Here is a 22,332-nt window from a genome sequence, read left to right as displayed (position 1 = left end):
ATGAAAACGACTAATCCGCCAGTCGGTGGTCAAGCCATCGTCGAAGGCGTCATGTTCCAAAATGCGACCCATGCAGTCTCCGCGATTCGTCGAAATGATGATTCGATCGAGACGTTTGCCCAGCAAAAACCGGTTCGACCACGAATCGCCAAAGGAAAACGAATTCCACTTTTGCGTGGTCTCTTTGCTTTGATGGAGTCCTCAGCGAATGGCGCAAGTCATATGAACTTCGCAAGTGATCGCTACGGTGTCAAACCGGGTGAAGAAGAACCGGAAGAGGCGACTGCCAGTCCTTTGACGAAATGGCTCGGCGTAGCTGTCGTCGGGATCCTATCATTCTTTTTCGGTAAATTACTCTTTACGTTACTACCTGCTTTCCTTGCATCGCTATTCGATGTATTTCCAGCCTTGTCTGGACATGTCATTCAAAACGTCATTGAAGCAACAATCAAATTAACGCTTTTGTTCAGTTATCTCTACGTGATTTCGTTGACCCCGCTTGTTAAACGACTTTTCCAATATCATGGTGCTGAGCATAAAGTCATCAATTGCGTCGAGTCAGGACGTCCACTTACGGTCGAGAACGTTCGCGTCAGCAGTCGGCTTCATTACCGGTGCGGCTCGAGTTTCTTGATCTTCACCGTCATCGTCGGATTTTTCGTCTATCTGATCGTGCCAACGGATCCGCTTTGGTTGCGTCTCGTCTGCCGAATCGCTTTATTACCGGTCGTCATCGGTCTTTCATTTGAAGTGTTACAGCTGACGAATAAAGCACAGCACATTAAAGGACTTCGCGTCATCGCCTTGCCTGGCCTATGGTTGCAGTACTTGACGACGAAGGAACCGGATGATTCACAGATCGAGGTTGCGATTTATGCGTTTGAAGCGTTGGAAAAACAGGAACATAACCTACATGAGAATGCACTGGGTTAATCGATAACAGGGGTGATATTATGATCAGACAACGCATTGGTTCTACATTTGCACTCGTCGTGTTACTGTTCGCTTTTGTCGGCTTCGGATATAAACTCGTCAACAATCCAAGTAGTCTGTTTTCACAATTGCTGTTCTTCGGGATTACCGCCGGGATTATCTTCTTACTCTTTAAGTTCCTGACTCGTAATCGAAGCGTCGGAAATGGTGCGAACGCTCAGTACCGAAAATCCGTCGCTCAATCAAAAAAAATGCATGGCTCTTCGAATTCTGTTCGCCGGACAGACTTTAAGAAAAAACCGGTCAAGTCTTCAAAAGCGCCGGCATCGAATAAAGTCAGACCGTTGCGGGATCGTTCAAAAGCGCCTCACCTGACAGTCATCGAAGGAAAAAAAGGCAAAAAGAAAAAACGTGCTTTCTAAATTTCAGAAGTACATTAAAAAGGAGATTCGTCACGCGACGAATCTCCTTTTTTCGTGTTCAATCCGTTTCGACCCAACCGATATACGGTAAATTGCGGTATTCCTCAGCACAATCGATTCCGTACCCAACAACGAAGTAATCCGGAATCTCAAAACCGACATAGTCTGCGTCGAGTTCTACTTCACGACGTGCCGGTTTATCAAGCAATGTACACACCTTTAGAACTCCAGGTTGATGCAACTTCATGTGATCACACAAGAAATGGAGCGTCCGTCCTGTGTCGATGATATCTTCGATGACGACGACATATTTCCCTTGCACATCGAGATCGAGATCTTTCTTCAACTGGACACGCCCTGAAGAGACGGTCTTTGTTCCGTAAGAAGAGCACGCGACTGTATCAATTTGAACGCTTCCTTTGATTTCGCGCATCAAATCCGCAGCAAAGACCATCGACCCTTTCAACACGACGACAAGAACGATTTGACGTCCGGCAGCATCTGCTTCAATCTGTTGTGCTAATTCACGGACTTTTTCTTTTAGTTGTGACTCCGACACTAACTTTTCTTTAATCGTAATTTCCATGACCAGGTGCGAACACCCGTCACCCCCTTCGTCCATTTTCAGGCTCAGTATAACATAACACCTTTTAAATGCGCACTTTATCATTAAATTGTAATGGAATGTTCGTGTTTAAGATAGGTTCTTAGAAAAAAAGTATAAAAAAACAAGCCTCAATCCTCTGGATGGGCTTGTTGATAGCGATGCAGTTCCTCTTTCAAACCAGGACGTTCTGCGAAGAACTGAATCATTCCGTTGATCTTATCCAACGCTTCGATACTAATATGATGCTCGATTCCTTCGACATCCTTATAGATCAGTTCTTCATCCACACCAACGAGACGAAGAAAATCTTCAAGTAAGGCGTGTCGTTCCACGAGACGCTTTCCGATTTTGCGTCCTTTAGGCGTCAGCATGAGACCCCGATACTTTTCATAAACGAGATACGTCTCCCGGTCGAGCTTTTGAACCATCTTTGTTACCGACGACGGGTGAACGCCTAACGACTCCGCTATATCCGATACGCGGGCATACCCCTTATCTTCAATCAGTTTATAAATTTGTTCCAAATAATCTTCCATACTCGGAGTTGGCACGACATCACCTTCCCATTTCATTCATTAGCGTTTCCAGTTCCACTCATCACTACGGTATTTCTCGGCAAGACGCTCAATCTCCTGCCACTGCTCGCTAGTGAACGTTAATGGAACGAACGACAAATCAAGCGCCTCTTCGAAGCCTTTCGTGAACGCTTCTCGTACCTCGTCAAATGCGACTGCGCGACCTGCTAGCTCATTCAAAGCGACAGCTTTTCCTGAAAAACGCGCTTTCATCCGTTCGCGCGTCGACTCATCATCATACAAGAAACAATCAAACAATTCACCTTCATCGACAGAGAGTGGGACCGAACCGTGCTGCAGGACAACGCCTTGATGGCGAACTTGTGCACTTCCGGCGACTTTCCGTTTTCCAACAGCGAGTTCATAATACGACGCTGCATCAAAACAAACGGCTGATTTCGGCTTCCGTAATTCTTCCTTTTCCTCTTCCGTCAACGGAACGGAAAATTCGACCGGAATGCCGAGGTGATGGTATCCTTTGCGAATTCCTTCCGTCAACATCCGATAACTTTCGATGACCGTGCGTGGTAAACCTTCTGTATCTTCCGGGATGACGACACTGTATGTCAACTCGTCTGCATGCAAGACAGCGCGCCCTCCTGTCATCCGACGCACGATCGGAATACCGAGCTCTGCAATCCGCTTTCGATCGATATCACGGGTTGCCCGTTGAAAATGACCAACACTTAATCCGTGTGGTTCCCATGAGTAAAAACGAAGCGTCGGTGCGATTTCACCACGCCCGACGAACTGAATCAATGCTTCATCAATTGCCATGTTCATTGCCGGCTCCATTGCCGGCGTCGTCAACACTTGCCACTCTCTGTTCACTTGAGCACCCCCAAAACGTTTCCGTCTTAGTGTATCAAACCCATTCTCGGTCGCGCAATCACGAGTCGATTGCCGAAATCGATTTCGTTGACTATAATGAAACAGAGGTTAAACGAACGAAGGGGTTGGAAGTCGAATATGGAAACTGGAACTATCATTACGATCGTATTATGGGTCGCGCTGATCGCCTACATCGCTTGGCGTTTCATGCCGGTCAAAGGCATCACGAAATTGTCGCAAGAAGAATTCCGTGCGAACTACCGTAAAGCACAAATCGTCGATGTTCGCGAGACACAGGAATTCAAAGGTGGACACATCGTCGGTGCCCGTAACATCCCGGTCAGCCAAATGAAGATGCGCTCGAAGGAATTACGAAAAGACATGCCGATTTACTTGTATTGTCAAGGTAGCATGCGTTCTTCACAGGCTGCAAAAGTCTTGAAAAAAGCTGGTTATACGAATCTGTATCAGTTAAAAGGCGGATTCAAGCAGTGGTCAGGAAAAATCAAACGGAGCTGATGCTTCGTTCATCGCAAAAAGAGGACCTCTCCTTCGTCGGAGATGTCCTCTTTTTTATGAAGTAGCTTATGCGTGTACTTCTTGTTTTGGTTCGTAGCGTAAGACCGGTTTTCGAGCAGCAAGTGTCTCGTCCATCCGTTTGACGACCGTCGTGTGTGGTGCATTCAAGACGACATCTGGTGTCTCTTCGACCTCTTTTGCAATCTGGAGCATCGCATCACAAAAGGCATCGAGTGTTTCTTTCGACTCTGTTTCCGTCGGTTCGATCATGATACACTCCTCGACGTTCAACGGGAAGTAGATCGTTGGTGGATGGTATCCAAAGTCAAGCAGACGTTTAGCGATATCAAGCGTCCGGACACCTAGTGCTTTTTGACGTTTACCCGACAAGACGAATTCGTGCTTGCAATAGACGTCGTATGGCGCGTCATACGCACCTTTGAGACGAGCCAACATATAGTTCGCATTCAAGACCGCTTCTTTCGAGACGCGAGCGAGACCTGCCCCACCCATCGTCCGAATATAGCTATAGGCACGAACGTTGATGCCGAAGTTACCGTAGAATGGTTTGACGCGACCGATTGCTTCCGGACGATCATAGTCGAGGACATAACGCTCTTCTTCTTTGCGGACGATTGGTTTCGGTAAATACGGAATCAAATCTTGTTTGACACCAACCGGACCCGACCCTGGTCCGCCGCCACCGTGCGGACCTGTGAACGTCTTATGCAAGTTCAAGTGAACGACATCAAAGCCCATGTCCCCTGGACGAGCAATGCCCATGATCGCATTCGAGTTCGCACCATCGTAGTACAGTTTTCCGCCCGCCTCGTGAACCGCTTTGGCGATCTCAACGATATCCGACTCAAACAGACCAAGCGTGTTCGGATTTGTCAACATGAGTGCCGCTGTATCGTCACCGACCTTTTTCTTTAAATCCGCTAAATCAACAAGACCACGTTCATCCGATAAGACCGTCACGGTATCAAATCCAGCGACTGATGCCGATGCCGGATTCGTTCCGTGTGCCGAGTCCGGTACGAGGACTTTCGTCCGTTTAAAGTCACCGCGTGCATGATGGTAGGCCTTAATCAGCATCAAGCCTGTCCATTCACCGTGTGCTCCCGCCGCCGGCTGGAGCGTCACTTCATCCATTCCTGTGATGACCGCGAGTTTTTCTTGCAGATCATACATCAAACCGAGTGCCCCTTGAACACTTTCGACTGGTTGAAGCGGGTGAATGTGTGCAAACCCAGGGAGGCGTGCCATATCTTCATTGATTTTCGGATTGTATTTCATCGTACATGACCCGAGTGGATAGAATCCAGAATCCACACCATGGTTACGGTTCGAGAGTGCCGTGTAGTGACGGACGAGATCCAGTTCCGATACTTCCGGTAGCGCCACGTCTTCCTTCCGTAACATCGAGGTCGGTAACAATTCTTCTACTGCCACCTCATCGACAGTCGGTAACGGTAAGCTATAGGCGATACGACCCGGTTTGGAAATTTCAAAGATCAATGTTTGCTCATTCATGTGTGAGTCCCCCTAACGCTGTCACGAATTGATCCAACTCTTCATTCGTCCGTAATTCCGTTGCACAAACAAGCATTTCATTTTGACGTGCCGCGTCATAAGCGCCTAACGGCAAACCGCCGATGATTCCGTGATCGAGCAATTGTTGACTCGCACGTGTCGCGTCGATTGGTAGCGTAACGACGAATTCATTGAAGCTCGGTCCATCGTCAACGATCGTAAAGCCAGCCTGTTTCAGCTTTTGTTTTAATGCATGTGCCGTTTGTAAGTTGCGTGTCGCGAGTTCCCGGATCCCCCGTTTTCCGAGTGCACTCATCGCAATCGAAGCAGCGAGTGCATTCAACGCTTGGTTCGAACAGATATTAGATGTCGCCTTGTCACGGCGAATGTGTTGTTCACGTGCTTGTAACGTCAGAACGAAACCGCGTTTTCCATTCTCATCGACGGTCTGTCCAACGAGACGTCCCGGAATCTTACGCATCAACGCTTTTGTCGTCGTGAAATAACCACACGTCGGTCCACCAAAGCTTTGTGGAATCCCGAACGGTTGGCAATCTCCGATCGTTATGTCAGCGCCAAGTTTACCTGGCGCTTCTAAGATACCGAGTGCCAGTGGATTCGCAGAGACGATGAAGAGCGCACCACGTGCATGTGTCGCATCAGCCAATGCTTGTAGTTCTTCGACACGACCGTAGAAGTTCGGATACTGCACGATGACACAGGCGACGTCTTCGATGGCATCGAGTTGATCGATCCGTGTGACACCTTGCTCAAGCGACAATGTCTCGACGTTTAGTCCTGGACCGTTCGCATACGTCCGGACGACATCGTGTGCTTCCGGGTGAACGCCGTCCGAAAGAACGATCGTCTTTTTCTTCGTATGGGCACACGCAAGCATAGCCGCTTCCGCTAACGCCGTGATGCCGTCATACATCGACGAGTTCGCGACATCCATCCCTGTCAACTCGCAAATCATCGATTGAAATTCAAAGATCGCTTGTAGTTCGCCTTGCGAAATCTCTGGCTGATACGGTGTATAGGCAGTGTAAAACTCTGAGCGCAGTAACATATGATTGACGACAGCAGGTGCATAGTGATCATAGATGCCAGCGCCAAGGAACGACGGATATTGTTTCGTATTCATGTTTTGGTCGGCAAGCTTCGATAGCGTCCGAATCAAGTCCGTTTCCGGAAGTGGCACACCGACTTCTTCCAATGTACCGTTATCACGGACGGATGCCGGGATATCAGCGAGTAAATCTTCGATCGATGCTGCACCGATCGTCTGTAACATCGCCTGCTCATCTTCTGCTGTCATTGGTAAATAACGAAAATCCATAGAAATATCCCCCTTATTTCGTGCGACGATAAAACGGTGTCGCTGTTCGTTTCGCTGCTAAACGTTTTCCGCGTACTTCCACTTCAAATTGATCTTGTTCCGCTACTTCTGCAGGAACGAGTGCCCAAGCAATCGCTTTTCCGACTGTCGGCGGCAATGTACCTGTCGTCACGACTCCAACGACTTCCCCGTCATGCCAAACCGGTGCATCTTGACGCGCAATCCCTTTATCGAGTAATTCAAGACCGATCAAGCGCCGCGGTGCTCCTTGTTCTTTCTGTTGCAACAAGACTTCCGAACCGACGAACGGTTTGACTTGTGGTTTGACCGCAAATCCCATTCCCGCTTCGATTGGTGAAATCGTTGCTGATAATTCATGTCCATAAAGCGGAAGACATGCCTCAAAACGTAATGTGTCGCGTGCTCCGAGCCCGCATGGTACGACACCTTGCTCAAGCAGTGCTTGCCAGACAGCAGGTGCGTCACCAGCTGCCATGTAGAGTTCGAACCCATCTTCCCCTGTGTACCCACTGCGTGAGACGATCATTTCCACTCCTGCAACCGTCCCCCGTTGGAACTTGAAAAATCCGATTTCTGATAAGACAAGTGATGTCATGCCAGAAAGAATGGCTTCCGCACGTGGTCCTTGGACAGCAATTTGGCCATATTGTTCCGACTGATTCTCAAGCGTGACGTCCCCTGTTAGATAGTGACGTAAATGTTGTTCGTCTTTTTCAATGTTCGAAGCATTGACGACGAGAAGATAGTCCGTTTCTGCCAAACGATAGACGAGTAAATCATCCACTGTCCCACCGTCTTCTTGGCATAAGACATTATATTGCGCTTGCCCCACCGCAATCTTCGAAATATCGTTCGATAATGTAGCTTGTAAAAACGTCAGAGCATCCGGTCCGCTGACGAACAGTTCTCCCATGTGCGAGACATCGAACATGCCGACATTTTCCCTTACTGCAACGTGTTCTTCTTTAATCGAGGAAAACAAAACTGGCATTTCAAATCCCGCAAAATCCACCATCTTACCGGTTTGCGAAACCGTTTCGAATAACGGTGTTCTTTTCAATGTCGTTTGACTCATACAAATCCCCCTATTTACGAACATTTTCACTCTCTCTTCTCTTTAATGTTCCATTTTCAAATCCATCTTACCAATTAAAATCATAATTATCTAGTATTATTCGGAAAAAGGAACATACGAAAAAGAGAGAAAGGACCCTGTCCCTTCTCTCCTATTGTTTCATATTCTTCCCATGAAAGCCATTTCAAAATTGTTTGATTCCGGCAGTTCGTTTGATTTCCTCCTGGAGTCGACGACCTTCCGTCACCAATTGACTCGCTCCTTGCTTCACACGATTTCCTTCTTCAGTGATTCGATTGATATTCCCTTTGATTTGATCGATTCGCTGCGTCGTATGATCGATGTTCGTCTGCAAGGTTTGCTGACGAATCGTAAAGCGCTCCATCAGTTGTTTTAACTGCCGAATATCTTGAGACAGCTTTTTTTTGTAAAGACTGAATCCGAACAACACGAGTCCTACGATGGCCAATAAAATAATACCTAATGTAATCCAAATCATAACTTCTCCTCCAATACAGTTTCAATCGCACGCGTTAATTCTTCGATTGATGCCGTCCCTTCAAGTCGGACAGTAGCCACTCCAGCATATAAGGAATAGCGACGTTCAAACAATCGTCTCACTTGTTCCCGTTCTGTCACGAGTGGACGATTTTGATCAGAGGCGATCCGTTCCCAAATCAAATCAAAGGGTGTATCGATCCAGACGACTATTCCGGATTCCTGCATGTACAGTCGGTTCTCTTCTCGTTCGACGATCCCGCCACCTGTAACAACCACTTCGGCTTTGCTACTCTTCAACAATTCGCTTTCATGTGTACGAAACCCTGCTTCGCCATGCTCAGCGAAAAAAGCGGTAATCGTTTGTCCATGTTCCTGTTCGAACCGTTCATCCAGTTCGTCGATCTCGTATTGTATACCCAATCGATGTCCGACGGCTGTTTTACCAGTTCCCATAAACCCAATCAAATAAACCTTACTCATGTGTGACGACCGCCTCGATTCTTTGACCATTCTCTAATCTCGCTTCCATTTTAAAGCCTTTATCGGTCGCTGTACAGCTGACTTGTCCGATTGGATAGCGAAGGGTCTCGTCCTTCGTACAATCTGCTTTTGCCGCTCGGATGAGAGATTCAAGTTGGAGCGCTTCTTGCTCTAACTGATGATGCCGCATCTCTTCGTCAATCTGCTGACAAGAGATCAAGAGCACGACTCCCATTCCTAGCAGTAACAGTAACGTTTGAATCAAGATGAATCCTTCCTGACGCATCGGAAGGAACGTCTGCTGTCGTTCAACTGAATCGAGAGAATCTCGGCATCCCCTGTCACGGTATATTGTTTGACATCGCGGGCGTATGTCAGTTCACCTCCCTGTTCTTTCTTGAGACGTAGTTGATCTTGCACACGGACGAGACGCCACTTTTCAGCTGTCTCTCCCGGATTGACGTCCATTCCACGAATCTCGTCTCCGAGGCGCTCACACATCGTACTGCGCCACATCAGTCGTTCCACGGTATGAAAGAACAATTCTTCATTCATTCGGTTGACTTCCGGCGGACGAACGAGTGGGGTCAGTGTCAAGATTGCCAGCAGAAGAAGTGGGCTCAGCCATAGGACGAATGACAGTTCGAGAAGGGTCATTCCGGATTCCGCTCGCAAGACACATCGTTTCATTGCACCACGCTCCTTGTTTCAGGACATAGGACGCTGTTCGGTTTTCAACTTGATCCGTAGCCATCTGCTCAAGCTGTTCCGTCTCTTGTTCCCATTTCATTTGTTTCGTCCGTAAATCGAGATAAGGATCAATCGCTAACATCATGAAGATACCGATTGCAACGATAGAGAGCATCACTTCAAGCAAAGAGAAGCCCGCTTGGCGTTCGTTCTGCATGCTTCTCACCTCACTTTACGGATTGCCATTTGATAGTTCCCAAGTAAAAATTTGATTTCATACTCGGCTGTTGCCGAACGGCAAGACCAGGTCGCTGCATAGATCGAGTGATAGCTTTTGAAGTAGATAATGCGATTCGAGGGCGGAACGGTACACGTATGACCATTTTGAAATGTCCGTTGCCATAACAACCTGTCATCCGCAAGGATAAGGTATCCTGTACCGTCTCCTCGAAATCGAAACTGCATCAATGCTTGATCTTGCTTTGAGTACTGCATGAGTCGAAGCGTCTGAATATCTTGTTCCATCAGACGAACCTCTTGTTCAAGCGGAATCCAGTCCGGTCGTTTTTCAAACAGTGCCGGCAACAAAAAAACAAGTAAACAAGCAATGATTGTCAGCACCGCCGTCATCTCAAATAAGGTAAATCCTTGTTCACTTCGTAAGTTCGCCAGTCTTCGGATCATACGTATATGTCTCCTGATCACAGACGAGAGCATTCGGTTTATCAGCTGTTCCGCGATTGATCGTCTGGAGCGATTCTGGGTACTTTTTCTCTTTCGCGTAATACAAATTAACCTCCGAGCGAATGACGCGAATGTTCGCCTCACAACTGACACCTTTCGCCTGGTCCTTTCCACTTGTCATCGTTGGAATCAAAACGAGTAGTAACAACGAAATGATCAATAAGACGGCTGCCATCTCAAGTAAGGTGAATCCGTCCTGTCGTTTTAAGAATTGTTTCATCGTATCGTCTCCTCTGTTTAGAATGGAAGCTGCTGTATCGCTAGCTGAATCGGATAATACAAGATGAGAAACAACGTTCCCGTCATGATCGTCAATCCACCGTACAAAATCGGCTCGATCCATAACAACTTTTTCTCTAGTTCCTCTTCCATCGACTCATGCAAGAGTGTCGCTTGTTCAAGCAACAACGGACCAAGATCGCCACTTTCCCGCGCCAAATGGACGATCCCAATCGTCTCGGCTTCGATGATTTCATCTTCGCCAAGCGCTTCTGCAAGTGGTTCCCCTGCCTGTTGTTTAGCATGTAGACGAGCGTACAAATGTCCTTTTTTATTCGCTTGTCCTTGCTCGAGGTGACGAAAGGTCTCTTCAAGCGAGAAGCCAGCATCGATGAACGATCCTACTTCGATCGTGAATAAATAGCTGTAGTAGAGACGAATCAAACGCTGTAACGGTTTCAGTCGTAAAATACGGTTTAACGGAAAGAAGCGAAAAAAGAGGTAACCGGAGGTTAACAAAATAACGGGAATACTTGCGAGCAGATATTTCGCAGAGGGGTGAAGAAGGAGATGCAGAAATGAGGGGAGAGTCTTCGGGTCCGACATCTCAAGGAGAGACGGAAATACATAGAGGGCGTAAAAGAAGAACAGAAGGAATAGACTGGTTGCTAGAACAAGCGGATACCGGATCATCTTCCAAAACTTCGAACGCATTTCTGTTTCGAGGTCGAGCAGTTTTACGATTTGGCGAAGAACGAGCAACGGTCGCTCTGTCCTTTCTCCAACAAATAGAAGTCGTTTTAAGGTATTCGTTAACGCAAGCGGTTCAAGGGATGCTGCAAAGGAGTCTCCTTGTTCAAGACATTGTTCCATTTCTCCGACTACTTCTGAGAACGGATGACGCTCGAATCGTTTTAAAATGAGTAACGTCTCTTTCGCGGAAATGCCTTTTGATAACAAGCGATGATATCGTTTTAAGAACCGACTTTGATCGCGGCTTGTAAGTTTCTGACGGTACAGCGGACATCCTCTCCTTTTCGCTCGAGATGAATGATGCGTTGACAGACAGCCAGCTCTGACTCTTCGATACCTAAACTGTGCAATCGCAATCGTGCCTCATCAATACTTCCAGCGTGTAACGTAAACAATACGACGTGACCACTAAGTGCGGCATTCATCGTCAGACGTGCCGCCTCCCTCGTCCGCACCTCACCAAAAGCAATCCAATCCGGATCCGCTCGCAATATTTCCTCGAAACATCGCGTAGCAGTGAATCCTGCTTTTTCATTTAGTTCCAGTTGTAAGACGTTTGGTACCGTACATTCCACCGGATCTTCAATCGAGATGATTCGCTTTTCTTCCATTGCACTCATCAAGGAATATAACATCGTCGTCTTTCCTGCACCTGTCGATCCAGAAATGACGATACACCCGTGTCGTTGTTCAGCTAACCAACCGAAGTCCAATTGATCATGTAACGTGCGTAAAGCCGTTTCTTGAGAGACCGTCGAACGATAGAAGCGCCATGACATCGCATCCCCTTGTCGACTCGGTAACAACGAGACGCGCATGCCCTTTTTCCCGTGCGGATACAAACCACTTTGCGGAATCCGCTCGTTCTGTTCCTTTAAGTTCGCCTCATAGCGGACATGACTGACAAGCGTTCGATAACGCGTCAATTCCACCTCTTCTTGTTCACACAAACCGTCACCTGTTCGACAAACGATTCGGACGCAAGCTTCATTCGGTACGAAATGAACATCTGTTGCACCAAGTGATTCGAATCGTTCCATGAGTTGTGTCGTCCATTCCTTCATTTCTCTTCACCTCCTTAAGCAGACAATACACAAAAAAAAGAAGCCGACCAAACCGGCTTCTTTACGATACGTGTGCAATTGTCCGATGTTTACGCTTCGCCAATGTCTCAAGACCTGGTTTATCGTATCCGATAACAAGTTGTTTTCCATCAGTGATGATTGGACGGCGTAATAATTTCGGATTGTCACTCATGAGGCGTAATAACTCACTGAGTTTCATGTCTTCAATATCAATGCCGAGATCTTTGAAGGCTTGACTGCGTGTTGCGAGCAAACTTTCAATCCCGTCCGTCGATAATTTCAACAGTTCCATGAGTTCATCAACTGTTGGAGCATTTCTGAACAGATGACGTTCCTCTACATCAACATGTTCCTCTTTTAACCATGATTTCGTTTTACGACATGATGTACAACTTGGATATGTGAAAAAGACTAGTTCATTCGTCATTTTTGCTCCTCCTCTCAAAGTGTGGGGTTTCATTACAGTTACTATAGCATGCCATTTTGACTTTGTACACCTTTTGTACAACTATTGTACAACTTTTTTTGAAACTTCATCTTTTGTTCACAGTTATTCCTTAACAATCACTAGAACAGGATAGACGAATGATTGTTTGCTTGGTAAAATAAGTACGTATATTGACTATCTGTCGGATTTAGGGGGTTATAGGAATGGGGAGAATGTACCGCGTACTCGGTTTCTGGACTGGTATTATCGCAGTCATGGCATTTATCGGCGCATTGGGTGGCGATGCAAGCTCAAGTGAGCATACGGATTCATTTTTAGTCATGGGCTTCGTCTTCTTAGCACAAACTGTCTTTTTTGCAGCGCTTGGTTACTTGCGCTTAACTGAAAAAACGTATGTCTATATCTTTGGAGCTTACTTAACTGTATTTTTCATCGTCTTTACGTACTGGTCAAACTTCCAGATGTAATGAAAAAAACTCGCCATCCTTTCGGATGGCGAGTTTTTTTGTCAGAGGAATGGATTCGATTTCATCTCTTGACGAATCGTTGTACTCGGACCGTGCCCCGGATAGACCGTCGTATCTGCTGGTAATTCCGCGATGATTCGATCGAGCGAACGCATCAGCACGTCTTGATCCCCACCATGAAGATCCGTTCGTCCGACGCCTTGCTGGAACAAAAGATCTCCACCGAACGCGATTCGCTCTCCTTTGAAGTAGAACGTCACACTTCCTGGTGAGTGCCCTGGCGTCTCAAGAACATGCATCGAAAAGCTACCGATCGTCAACCGTCCTGGTTGCAACAGATGATCTGCTGGTTTCATCCGCATCGGTGGCATTCCGAATTTTGCTGAACCATTCCATTCCGGATTACCGAGCCACCCTGCTTCTTCTGCATGGACATAGACCGGTGCCTCCGTGAAACGTCGTAACATATCGACACCTCCGATATGGTCAAAATGCGCATGCGTCAACAAAATCGCTTTTAAGGTTGCTCCTCGACTTTCAATTTCATCGAAAAACCGCATATCTTCTGTACCTGGATCGATGACGAGACATTCCTTGTCTTTAAATAACAAATAACCATTCTCAGATGCCATACCGGAAGTGATCATTACGATTTCCATTCTATAAAACCCCTTTACAATAGACTCTTCTCCTACTATACACGAAATTGTCGAAAGTTCCTGCAACGCCCTCTCGACTTTATCCCGCGAGTCGGATAAACTAAAAAGTGAGATTTAAGTGAAATCTTCGTGAAATTCATAACGTGATTGTTTAAGGGGGAGTACGTCATGCATTTGGATCAACCAATCGGTTGGCTTTTCTTCTTCGTCGCACTCGTCGGCGTTTGGGCCGTCGTTCGTTCACTTAAGAAACGCCAAATGTTTCCACTCGTATTCGCAGGTCTGACTGTCGTCTTATTCGGCTGGTTCGGGATTGCGACATTGATTTACGGCGGTATTCCATCGTAATCAAGATACGTTAAAAAGAGAGATGCCTCGTGCATCTCTCTTTTTATTTGTCTTTCTACAAAAAACGAATCCACTCGAAAGTAGATTCGTTTTCTTTATCTTATTTTGAAGTTTGAAGGAAACGGAGCAAGTCACCATAGATGACTTTATCCGAAAGTCCTAACTCCTTCTCGGATTGTTTCGTAGATTGTTTACACATCTCCGCTAACTCTCCATCTGTTACTTCTTCACCTGTCTGACGATCATAACATGTTTCCTGCGTATAGACCGTTTTGTCTGTTATGACGGAACCATCGCGGAACAGCGCATAATCCTTATGCTGTTTCGAGAAAAGATCGGTACCGAACAATACTTCGTTCTTGAAGTCTTGTCCTAACAGATGAAGCAATGTCGGTTTAATATCGATTTGGCTCGCGACGTCTTCATGTTTGACACCTTTCGTTTGACCCGGTAAATGGATCACGAATGGTACACGTTGCAATTGTGCAACATCATACGGCGTCAACTCATCTTTGTTCATGAGTTCTGCCATCGCAGCATTATGGTTCGTCGAGATACCATAGTGGTCACCATAGACCATGAAGATCGTATCATCCCACGTACCATCTTTTTTCAGACCCTCGATGAATTTACCGAGTGCCATATCTTGATACGCTAGTGCCTGAACGTAGTGGTTCAGCGTCGTAGAACTTGTCTCAAGCGGTGGTACAAGTTCATCTTCTGGTTTTGGCATCTCAAATGGATAGTGGTTCGTCAATGTGATGAACTTCGAATAGAACGGACGTGGTAAATCTTTCAACATCGGCAATGACTGTTCAAAGAATTTATCATCGAGCAAGCCCCACTCCGTCAAATCTGCTGGATCCCCTAAGTCATAATCCGTCTCTGAGAAGAAACGATCGACGCCAAAGCTATTGTAGACGATGTCTCGGTTCCAGAACGATTTGTTGTTTGCATGGAAAACAGCTGAATAATAGCCATCTTCTTTCAACATTTCAGGAGTTGCCCGGAATTCGTTTTCTCCGTTCGTAAAGAATGCTGCACCGCGTCCAAGTGGATAGATCGAGTTTTCGAGAATGAACTCAGCATCTGCCGTTTTCCCTTGTCCTGTGTTGTGATAGAAGTTATCCCATGAATGCGATTCCTTGATCAACTTATTCAGGTTCGGTGTAATCTCTTGTCCGTTTGGTGCCTTTAATCCAACTGCAAAGGATTGTGCCGACTCAAAGGAAACGACGATGACGTTCTTTCCTTTGTACTTTCCGAACATAGCTGGGTTCGGTTCAGCATGTTTTGAATCAATGAAGCTTTGAACTTCCGACAGTTCAGAACTGTCCGCGAGTGCTTTTTGCGCAGATGTCTTCGACTGAATGAGTGCGTCATACATATGGAAGTTAAATGTTCCGATGTTTTTAACGAGCAGTTCTCGGTCAAAGGCACGTGTGAGCAATTCTGGACGTTCTGTCTCAGCGAGCGTCAAGTTTCCAAGGAAAACGACAACTGCTGCAACGAATGCGAGAATCGCGCGTCCACGTGACGCAACGTTTTTTGACATGTCCATTTTCCGTAAGAAGAACGGTAAGATGATCAAGTCACCGACGATCAATAAATCGGACCAATTCAAGAGTGACCCGAGCGATGCAGAAACAGTCTCTGCATTCGATGTTTGGAACAATACCGGCAACGTCAGATAGTCATTAAAGAAGCGGAAGAAAATGATGTCCGCATATAAAATGAGTGTCGCGACGAACAATGTACCGTAGATGAACCATTTTTGAACATTTCCCCGGAAGAAGAAGCTGAACCCGAACATGAAGAGCGCTGAACTAATTGGGTTAATTAGTAGAATGAATGCTTGCGCAGAGTTTGTTACGGGAACGTTGAAGAAAAGTGTATACGCTAAATACGTTTTTAACCAAATCAATAAGGTCGCAATCCAAAAGAGCTTGTGCTCTTTATAGGTGCTGCGAACGCCTTGACCCATCTTTAGGCGCATTCGCGACCAGATGTTTGCGTCTTGCTGCATAAAAACCTGCCTCCTAATTTACATGTGCTTTCTGCTTTCAGTTCACACAACTTACATCATAATTTACATATACCCATATCACGTGAAAATTTTACGCTTAGTTTTACAAAAATGCAACTGGAATCCGGAAGATACTTAACAATCACATAATTACTGTACGTTTGTAAACAAAAAAAAGATTCGCCGAAGCGAACCTTCTACTGAAATTGAATATTATCATTTTTTGAGAAACATCTGCTTCGCAAGCCATGCACAGCCGATGACTCCGGCATCGTTTCCAAGTTCGGCAATCTTGAACGTCGTCGATCCGAAAACCCGCGGTAAAGCGAAGCGTTCGAATTGTTGACGCAGTGGTGTAAGCAATGTCTCGCCTGCTTTTGACACACCACCACCGATGACGATGATTTCCGGGTTAATACTGTTCGCTAAGTTGGAGATGGCAAGACCGAGGTGGAACGTCACTTCTTCTACGACTTCCGTTGCGATCCGGTCTCCTTTCTCATACGCTTCGAATACGTCTTTCGCCGTTACTGCCTTGATGTCGTTGAGTAACGTTTCTTTCCCTTTACGCTTCTCAAGACCAAGACGGGCGATCCCTGTTGCTGACGCAATCGTCTCAAGACATCCTTTGCGACCACATCCACATAGAACGCCACCTTCAGGCAACATCGTGATATGACCGATTTCTCCAGCCATTCCGACTGTACCATGCACGATTTGTCCGTTCGTGATCAGACCACCACCGACGCCCGTACCGAGTGTGACGGCAAGCAATTCTGTTGCCCCACTACCGGCACCTTTCCACATCTCACCGATTGCCGCTGCATTCGCATCATTTTCAAGCACGGCCGGTAATCCTGTTAAACGTTCGAACTCACCGACGAGTTCAAAATTGTGCCAACCAATATTGACTGCTTTCTCAACGACACCTGTATTAAAATCAATGAATCCCGGCGCACCGATGCCCGCTCCGACGAAATCTTCTGGTCGTTTATTGCTCTCTTGACACTTCTCAAAGAAAGATTTTGCAATATCTCTAGGAATTTGTACGCCATCATTCAAAACGACCGTCTCGATTTCCCACTTTTCTACGATGATCCCTTGCAAATCCAAAATTGCCATCTTGACTGTCGTTCCGCCGATATCAATGCCGAGTAACCATTTCATTGCTTCGTCTCCCCTATACTCATATAATGTCTGCTTCATCATTTTACCGGACATAACCCATTTGCGCAAAGGGTTGCACAATCTTAAATGTTATCGGATTGTGAACGCTTTAATTCATGTCGTAAGATTAGTTTCGCTGAATCGTACTGACGTTGTTCCAAAACGCCCGCTTCTTTTAATTCATCGAGTTCAAGCATCATCATCGCGATATCGGACGCTCGATCCCCAAGATAGATGAAAGTCCCGTATGTCTTGAGTAACTGCTGTACGTCATACAGTGTCTTCATCGACCATCGGCTCCTTTACATAGGCATGTAGCAAATCATATGTCGCTTGTAACGACGTCTCATGCGTACGTTCGTACGAATGACTCGATTCGATTCCCGGACCGAACAATCCGTGCCGGACGTCGTGGCCCGCACTTACTGCTGCCGAGGCATCCGAGCTATAGAACGGATAGATATCAACTTTATATGGAATGCTATTACGTTGTGCTAAGCGTGTTAACTGGTGGCGTAAAGCTAAGTCATACGGACCAGAACCATCTTTGGCACAAATGGAGACTGTGAATTCATCGGAGTGTTGCCCCTCTCCTAGTGCTCCCATGTCGACCGCGATGTATTCTGCGACTTCTTCCGTGAATCCAGCATTTCCACCGAATCCGACTTCTTCGTAATTTGAAATCAGGATCTGGACCGTGTGTGGTAGTTCGATTGTTTTCCATTCCTTGATCAATTCAAGCAACAAAGCAACAGATGCTTTATCATCGAGATGGCGCGACTTCACGAATCCTGTTTCCGTATAGAGGAATCGCGGATCAAACGTTACGATGTCTCCTACTTCAATCCCCGCGACGCGCGTCTCTTCTGCTGTCGTCGAACGGATATCGAGCCGTACTTCGATATTATCAGCGGATCGTTCCGTTTTGTTCGTCTCGCGCGACGTATGAACACTCGAATGGTGGAACACGATCGTACCTGAAATCGTTTGACCGTCCATCTTGTGAATGAGACAGTTCTCACCTTCGATCGCTGTCCAAGCATATCCCCCCAGTTGTGATAAACGAAGTCGTCCTGTTGGTAAAATTTCTTTCACCATCGCTCCTAGTGTGTCGACGTGTGCCGTCAGTAACCGCGTGCGCGTTGAAGCACCAGGTAGTGTCGCTAAAATCGCTCCTTTTTCAAGCTTTCGATACGTGATCCCTTCTGCTACCAATCGCTTTTCTACATATGTAATAGCTTCTTTTGTCGAACCTGTTGGACTCGGAATCGAGACAAGCTCTTCAATCGTACGTATGACTTCTTTCATGTTCATTCGCTCCCTTTCAATCGGACTACGACGTGACATCCGCTTTGTTCTCATGATAACAAATATTCATTCTTTGCCGATACTGATATCCTACGGATACCATGCGAAAAAGCTGTAGCGCTTTTTTGCTACAGCTTCTTTCCACACCATCTCAAGAACTTAGACGTACTTCTTCATCCAAATATCATCACGATATGTGCCGTCTTCTAATTTTACGGAATCTGGATCTTCGGCATATACTTCAAAACCGAGCGACTCATAAAGATTTTGTGCGGCTTCGTTCCCTGATAAAACGGCAAGAATGACTTGCTCGACGTCCGGTAACTTCTTCGCTTCCTCGATTAAGGCTTCCATCAGAGCGCGACCAGTACCCCCACGATATTCAGGTGATACGTATACTCCGGAAATCATCGCTTTATGCGATTCACGTGACAATTCATATGGTTTGACCTGACCAAACCCAAACAATGTATCACCGTCGAACATACCAAGCCAAACCTCATCGGAGTCGGGTTCTCCCTCAAGTCCTTCTTGTACTTCGCGGAGCGGGGTTTGCTGTTCATCATCAAACGAATGACCGAATGCATCTGGATGATTTTTTAATCCCTCAAGGCGTAGATTCCAGTATTGTTCTGCATCCTCTTTAGTTAGTTTTCGAAAAGTATACATGACTGTCGGTTCTCTCCTTTTTGGGTATCATGACGTACAAAAAATGACGTAAAAACGCTTCTATCTCTTACTTAACCCTTTTCTAGTAAAATAAAACCTAGATTTTTCTCTTTTTACTACCGGACGAATAGATGTAATTATTAACGTGTTTGTTCTCCACATCAAAAAAACTCAAGTGTGGACAATATGAAGCAGGTCCGACACTTGAGTTTTTTGCTACTTTATTTCGTAACACCTTCATCATGATTCGTACGATTATCCTTGTAAGACGGGTTCAAGCGTCTGACGCAATACATCAGCAGAATGATGGAATTTCTTCAACTCTTCATCCGTCAATGAGACTTCAATGATTTCACGCACACCTTGACGATTGATGATGGCAGGAACTCCAATATGGATACCGGAAATTCCATACTGACCATCGACATGCGCACCGACCGTCAACAGACAGTTCTCATTTCCGAGGATGGCACGAACGATACGAACGAGCCCAAGCCCAATCGCATAATAGGTTGCCCCTTTGCGCTCGATAATATGATAAGCAGCATCTCGGACGTTGATGTAGATTTGATCAAGATCTGCTTGAGAATAACGATCGTCTTCAGCAAGTAGTTCATCAATCGTTTTTCCATAAATGCGGCTGTTACTCCAGGCAGCGAATTCCGTATCACCATGTTCGCCAAGAATATAGGCATGGGCATTTCGGGAATCAATGTGAAAGTATTCTCCGAGCATTTGACGCAGGCGCGCTGTATCAAGCACCGTTCCTGATCCAAATACGCGGGATTTCGGAAGACCAGAATATTTCCAGGCAAGATGCGCCATGATATCAACCGGATTAGAAGCCACGACGATGATACCATCAAAACCGGAATCCATGATTTGACGAATCATTTCTTTCATGATCAACGCATTCTTTGCAACGAGATCGAGTCTTGTCTCACCTGGTTTTTGTGGAGCGCCTGCCGTGATGACGACGACTTCCGCTTCGCGGCAGTCCGCGTAGTCTCCAGCCCATATTCGCATCGGTGAAGAGCTAAATGGTGTTCCGTGGTTTAAGTCCATTGCCTCGCCCTCTGCTTTGGCTTTGTTGACATCAATGATGACAAGTTCTTCACAAAGTCCAGCTGTTGACATCTGATAGGCAAAGCTTGAACCGACTGCACCAGCTCCAATGAGGGCTACTCGTGTCACTTTCGCATGTAATTCCATATCGTTATGTCCACCCTTCCATTCGTCCTAAGAGTTTGTTAACTATCTCACAAGTAAATTGTAACATCTTTCACATTATTTGTATCATGTGAAATTAATCACATTTGTCCATTTTGTGTCATTGATATCCTAACATAAGGAATTACATGCTCACATACTTTCCAGTTACCAAAATCGAACGATGATAAACCCGATTCCGCTTGCCAAACCACTCGTTAAGACATTGACAGCATCATTCCCTAAAAATCGAATGCCTGAAACGTAAGCTGTCGGTTGACCATGGTGCTCTCGCTTTTCCGTGTATTCCCCACAAACCGTACATCGATAAACGCGTTGCCCTACCGCTCCAAATAGTGTATCCAGTAGGCTCCCGAGTACACCGATGCTTGTTACGAGTAAGACGTGTCTTAAAGAAAGAGAAAATATCCAATGCGCTGCTACAGCGATGAACGCAGCTCCTGCGATCGTACCGATCGTTCCAATCAGCGACATCGCTCCACTCGTTCCTGCTGCTACCCGTCGTAACGTTTTGAGAGACCACGGATCACGTCTTGAGAGCGGTCCGATTTCAGATGCCCACGTGTCAGCATTCGATGCTGCGATGACGAATAGAAATAACAAGAGATACGCAAAATCCATCGTCATGGCATACGCTAAGGCAGCAACGAACGCTACCCCTCCATTCGCAAGGACTTGCCATCCGTCACGCGCGCCGTCTTTCTCAACGATGGAGTCGACCGATTGTTTTCTAGATCGTCCGACCTTCGATAACAGACTCGAGCTACCAAAGAAGAGTAAGAGTACTACTAATCCTTGCCAACCGAATCCGAATGAGACACCACTACCGACAAGCAGGGTCATGATAGCACCACTTGTCGTCAATAAACGAAAAGATCGTCCGGTCCAAGCAAGCAATAGACAAAACAAAATGGTCGCGCTCAACATCGGATGACCTCTAATTCAGTGACGATCAAGTCAACGGGGATATCAAAGGCTTCCACTTCGAAATCTGGAAGAAGTTGTTCAGAAAAGGCAATCGATACTTTACATCCTGTATATGGCACGAGTGCACGATCGTAATAGCCTCCTCCCCATCCTAAACGATAGCCGTCCCGACGATAGGCGCGACCCGGAACGAGGCAGAGCTCTGCTTGATCAAGTGAGGCGCGACGTGCTGAAGCGATCGGTTCAGCAATCCCCATCTGATTTGCTTGCAGTTGATCTTCTGGTCCATGTTCATAAAAGACCATCTCGTCTCCGACTACTTTTGGTATCAAGACCGTCTTGCCCTCTTGCCACGCTTGTTCAATCAGCATTCTTGTATCACATTCATTTCGAAAAGCTAACGTGATCGCGACACAGGTCGCTTGTTGCCATTCAGGTAGTAACAAGACATGTTCGTGAATCAATCGTTCCTTTTCCGCACGGTTCTCCATCACATCTAGTCGTTCTTTGATCAGACGGCGTACTTCTTGTTTGTTCATAGTTGTCTTCCTTTCCACAAAAAAAGCCATCACACGAAGTGACGGCTTCCATCTCAATTATTTCACTTCACGGTGAAGTGTGTGCTTACGGAGACGTGGGTTGTATTTCTTCAACTCAAGACGCTCTGGGTTGTTACGCTTGTTCTTTTTAGTGATATAAGTACGGTCACCAGTTTCAGTGCAAGCTAATGTGATTTTAACGCGCATGGGATTC

31 protein-coding genes are annotated in these 22,332 nt (G+C 46.3%); 5 read left to right on the top strand and 26 right to left on the bottom strand.

Features of this window, described 5'->3' with window-relative positions:
• Positions 1 to 933, top strand: coding sequence for a DUF1385 domain-containing protein (locus ESP131_RS07115; RefSeq protein WP_029341089.1), 933 nt, complete (start codon positions 1 to 3; stop codon positions 931 to 933).
• A 20-nt stretch (positions 934 to 953) separates the two neighbouring features.
• Positions 954 to 1,355, top strand: coding sequence for an SA1362 family protein (locus ESP131_RS07110; RefSeq protein WP_069940386.1), 402 nt, complete (start codon positions 954 to 956; stop codon positions 1,353 to 1,355).
• A 58-nt stretch (positions 1,356 to 1,413) separates the two neighbouring features.
• Here the strand turns inward: ESP131_RS07110 and hpt are convergent, their stop codons facing one another.
• The 3 genes from hpt to ESP131_RS07095 form a co-directional block, all read right to left on the bottom strand.
• Complete coding sequence (hpt, locus tag ESP131_RS07105; protein WP_029341088.1) at positions 1,414 to 1,941, bottom strand: hypoxanthine phosphoribosyltransferase; 528 nt, start codon at positions 1,939 to 1,941, stop codon at positions 1,414 to 1,416.
• Between the two features lie 149 nt (positions 1,942 to 2,090).
• Entirely contained in the window at positions 2,091 to 2,513 is a 423-nt protein-coding gene (mntR, locus tag ESP131_RS07100; RefSeq protein WP_035398709.1) for a transcriptional regulator MntR, read from the bottom strand.
• A 24-nt stretch (positions 2,514 to 2,537) separates the two neighbouring features.
• Positions 2,538 to 3,368, bottom strand: a complete 831-nt coding sequence (locus ESP131_RS07095; protein WP_029341086.1) for a lipoate--protein ligase family protein — start codon at positions 3,366 to 3,368, stop codon at positions 2,538 to 2,540.
• A gap of 138 nt (positions 3,369 to 3,506) precedes the next feature.
• Here ESP131_RS07095 and ESP131_RS07090 point away from each other — a divergent pair, with 138 nt between their 5' ends.
• On the top strand, positions 3,507 to 3,887 hold the full coding sequence (locus ESP131_RS07090) for a rhodanese-like domain-containing protein (protein WP_023467569.1): 381 nt from the start codon (positions 3,507 to 3,509) through the stop codon (positions 3,885 to 3,887).
• A gap of 66 nt (positions 3,888 to 3,953) precedes the next feature.
• Here ESP131_RS07090 and gcvPB read toward each other — a convergent pair whose 3' ends face one another.
• From gcvPB to ESP131_RS07025, 13 genes are all read right to left on the bottom strand, one after another.
• Positions 3,954 to 5,423: an aminomethyl-transferring glycine dehydrogenase subunit GcvPB gene (gene gcvPB, locus ESP131_RS07085; RefSeq protein ID WP_029341085.1), complete on the bottom strand. Its 1,470-nt coding sequence runs from the start codon at positions 5,421 to 5,423 to the stop codon at positions 3,954 to 3,956.
• Entirely contained in the window at positions 5,416 to 6,762 is a 1,347-nt protein-coding gene (gene gcvPA, locus ESP131_RS07080) for an aminomethyl-transferring glycine dehydrogenase subunit GcvPA (RefSeq protein WP_035409120.1), read from the bottom strand. The genes gcvPB and gcvPA overlap by 8 nt, the downstream gene beginning before the upstream one ends.
• A gap of 13 nt (positions 6,763 to 6,775) precedes the next feature.
• Entirely contained in the window at positions 6,776 to 7,858 is a 1,083-nt protein-coding gene (gene gcvT, locus ESP131_RS07075) for a glycine cleavage system aminomethyltransferase GcvT (RefSeq protein ID WP_029341083.1), read from the bottom strand.
• Positions 7,859 to 8,042: 184 nt separating this feature from the next.
• Complete coding sequence (locus ESP131_RS07070; protein WP_029341082.1) at positions 8,043 to 8,357, bottom strand: hypothetical protein; 315 nt, start codon at positions 8,355 to 8,357, stop codon at positions 8,043 to 8,045.
• Positions 8,354 to 8,839, bottom strand: coding sequence for a shikimate kinase (locus ESP131_RS07065; RefSeq protein WP_047396464.1), 486 nt, complete (start codon positions 8,837 to 8,839; stop codon positions 8,354 to 8,356). Before ESP131_RS07065 ends, ESP131_RS07070 begins: the two co-directional genes overlap by 4 nt.
• The gene (locus ESP131_RS07060) at positions 8,832 to 9,104 is read right to left on the bottom strand and encodes a hypothetical protein (protein WP_231925701.1); all 273 of its coding nucleotides are present in this window, start codon (positions 9,102 to 9,104) and stop codon (positions 8,832 to 8,834) included. Before ESP131_RS07060 ends, ESP131_RS07065 begins: the two co-directional genes overlap by 8 nt.
• Positions 9,101 to 9,394: a hypothetical protein gene (locus ESP131_RS07055; RefSeq protein ID WP_029341079.1), complete on the bottom strand. Its 294-nt coding sequence runs from the start codon at positions 9,392 to 9,394 to the stop codon at positions 9,101 to 9,103. The genes ESP131_RS07060 and ESP131_RS07055 overlap by 4 nt, the downstream gene beginning before the upstream one ends.
• Positions 9,387 to 9,746, bottom strand: a complete 360-nt coding sequence (locus ESP131_RS07050) for a type II secretion system protein (protein ID WP_051656225.1) — start codon at positions 9,744 to 9,746, stop codon at positions 9,387 to 9,389. Before ESP131_RS07050 ends, ESP131_RS07055 begins: the two co-directional genes overlap by 8 nt.
• A 5-nt stretch (positions 9,747 to 9,751) precedes the next feature.
• Positions 9,752 to 10,213 (bottom strand): prepilin-type N-terminal cleavage/methylation domain-containing protein, encoded by a 462-nt coding sequence (locus ESP131_RS07045; protein WP_029341077.1) that lies wholly within the window; start codon positions 10,211 to 10,213, stop codon positions 9,752 to 9,754.
• Positions 10,182 to 10,493: a competence type IV pilus major pilin ComGC gene (locus ESP131_RS07040; RefSeq protein ID WP_023467559.1), complete on the bottom strand. Its 312-nt coding sequence runs from the start codon at positions 10,491 to 10,493 to the stop codon at positions 10,182 to 10,184. Before ESP131_RS07040 ends, ESP131_RS07045 begins: the two co-directional genes overlap by 32 nt.
• A gap of 17 nt (positions 10,494 to 10,510) precedes the next feature.
• Complete coding sequence (locus ESP131_RS07035; RefSeq protein WP_069940385.1) at positions 10,511 to 11,452, bottom strand: type II secretion system F family protein; 942 nt, start codon at positions 11,450 to 11,452, stop codon at positions 10,511 to 10,513.
• Positions 11,453 to 11,466: 14 nt separating this feature from the next.
• Entirely contained in the window at positions 11,467 to 12,309 is an 843-nt protein-coding gene (locus tag ESP131_RS07030; protein WP_029341075.1) for an ATPase, T2SS/T4P/T4SS family, read from the bottom strand.
• Between the two features lie 61 nt (positions 12,310 to 12,370).
• Positions 12,371 to 12,757, bottom strand: a complete 387-nt coding sequence (locus ESP131_RS07025) for a Spx/MgsR family RNA polymerase-binding regulatory protein (RefSeq protein WP_023467556.1) — start codon at positions 12,755 to 12,757, stop codon at positions 12,371 to 12,373.
• A gap of 224 nt (positions 12,758 to 12,981) precedes the next feature.
• Here ESP131_RS07025 and ESP131_RS07020 point away from each other — a divergent pair, with 224 nt between their 5' ends.
• Positions 12,982 to 13,245 (top strand): DUF2626 family protein, encoded by a 264-nt coding sequence (locus ESP131_RS07020; protein ID WP_023467555.1) that lies wholly within the window; start codon positions 12,982 to 12,984, stop codon positions 13,243 to 13,245.
• A 41-nt stretch (positions 13,246 to 13,286) separates the two neighbouring features.
• On the opposite strand, the gene ESP131_RS07015 is transcribed toward ESP131_RS07020, so the two are convergent.
• Complete coding sequence (locus ESP131_RS07015; protein WP_029341074.1) at positions 13,287 to 13,904, bottom strand: MBL fold metallo-hydrolase; 618 nt, start codon at positions 13,902 to 13,904, stop codon at positions 13,287 to 13,289.
• A gap of 168 nt (positions 13,905 to 14,072) precedes the next feature.
• On the opposite strand from ESP131_RS07015, the gene ESP131_RS07010 reads away from it, so the two are divergent.
• Positions 14,073 to 14,252 carry a DUF2759 domain-containing protein gene (locus ESP131_RS07010; protein WP_023467553.1) on the top strand — a complete coding sequence of 60 codons (180 nt, stop codon included), beginning with the start codon at positions 14,073 to 14,075 and terminating at the stop codon, positions 14,250 to 14,252.
• A 100-nt stretch (positions 14,253 to 14,352) separates the two neighbouring features.
• On the opposite strand, the gene ESP131_RS07005 is transcribed toward ESP131_RS07010, so the two are convergent.
• The 9 genes from ESP131_RS07005 to rpmG all read right to left on the bottom strand — a co-directional run bounded on the left by ESP131_RS07005 (position 14,353) and on the right by rpmG (position 22,325).
• Positions 14,353 to 16,278: an LTA synthase family protein gene (locus ESP131_RS07005; RefSeq protein ID WP_034785924.1), complete on the bottom strand. Its 1,926-nt coding sequence runs from the start codon at positions 16,276 to 16,278 to the stop codon at positions 14,353 to 14,355.
• Positions 16,279 to 16,494: 216 nt separating this feature from the next.
• Positions 16,495 to 17,445, bottom strand: a complete 951-nt coding sequence (locus tag ESP131_RS07000) for an ROK family glucokinase (RefSeq protein ID WP_029341072.1) — start codon at positions 17,443 to 17,445, stop codon at positions 16,495 to 16,497.
• A gap of 83 nt (positions 17,446 to 17,528) precedes the next feature.
• Positions 17,529 to 17,732, bottom strand: a complete 204-nt coding sequence (locus ESP131_RS06995; RefSeq protein WP_029341071.1) for a YqgQ family protein — start codon at positions 17,730 to 17,732, stop codon at positions 17,529 to 17,531.
• The gene (locus tag ESP131_RS06990; protein WP_029341070.1) at positions 17,716 to 18,753 is read right to left on the bottom strand and encodes a M42 family metallopeptidase; all 1,038 of its coding nucleotides are present in this window, start codon (positions 18,751 to 18,753) and stop codon (positions 17,716 to 17,718) included. Before ESP131_RS06990 ends, ESP131_RS06995 begins: the two co-directional genes overlap by 17 nt.
• A gap of 159 nt (positions 18,754 to 18,912) precedes the next feature.
• Complete coding sequence (locus ESP131_RS06985) at positions 18,913 to 19,422, bottom strand: GNAT family N-acetyltransferase (protein ID WP_023467548.1); 510 nt, start codon at positions 19,420 to 19,422, stop codon at positions 18,913 to 18,915.
• 255 nt (positions 19,423 to 19,677) lie between these two features.
• Complete coding sequence (locus ESP131_RS06980) at positions 19,678 to 20,634, bottom strand: L-lactate dehydrogenase (RefSeq protein ID WP_029341069.1); 957 nt, start codon at positions 20,632 to 20,634, stop codon at positions 19,678 to 19,680.
• 165 nt (positions 20,635 to 20,799) lie between these two features.
• Positions 20,800 to 21,579, bottom strand: a complete 780-nt coding sequence (locus ESP131_RS06975) for a DUF92 domain-containing protein (protein ID WP_047396444.1) — start codon at positions 21,577 to 21,579, stop codon at positions 20,800 to 20,802.
• Positions 21,573 to 22,118 carry a 5-formyltetrahydrofolate cyclo-ligase gene (locus ESP131_RS06970; RefSeq protein ID WP_029341067.1) on the bottom strand — a complete coding sequence of 182 codons (546 nt, stop codon included), beginning with the start codon at positions 22,116 to 22,118 and terminating at the stop codon, positions 21,573 to 21,575. The genes ESP131_RS06975 and ESP131_RS06970 overlap by 7 nt, the downstream gene beginning before the upstream one ends.
• A 57-nt stretch (positions 22,119 to 22,175) precedes the next feature.
• Entirely contained in the window at positions 22,176 to 22,325 is a 150-nt protein-coding gene (gene rpmG / locus ESP131_RS06965) for a 50S ribosomal protein L33 (RefSeq protein WP_012369771.1), read from the bottom strand.
• Between the last annotated feature and the right edge of the window lie 7 nt (positions 22,326 to 22,332).

Source organism: Exiguobacterium sp. U13-1, from assembly GCF_001750115.1.
Taxonomy (GTDB): domain Bacteria; phylum Bacillota; class Bacilli; order Exiguobacteriales; family Exiguobacteriaceae; genus Exiguobacterium_A; species Exiguobacterium_A acetylicum.
This window is presented reverse-complemented; position numbering and strand designations above follow the sequence as displayed.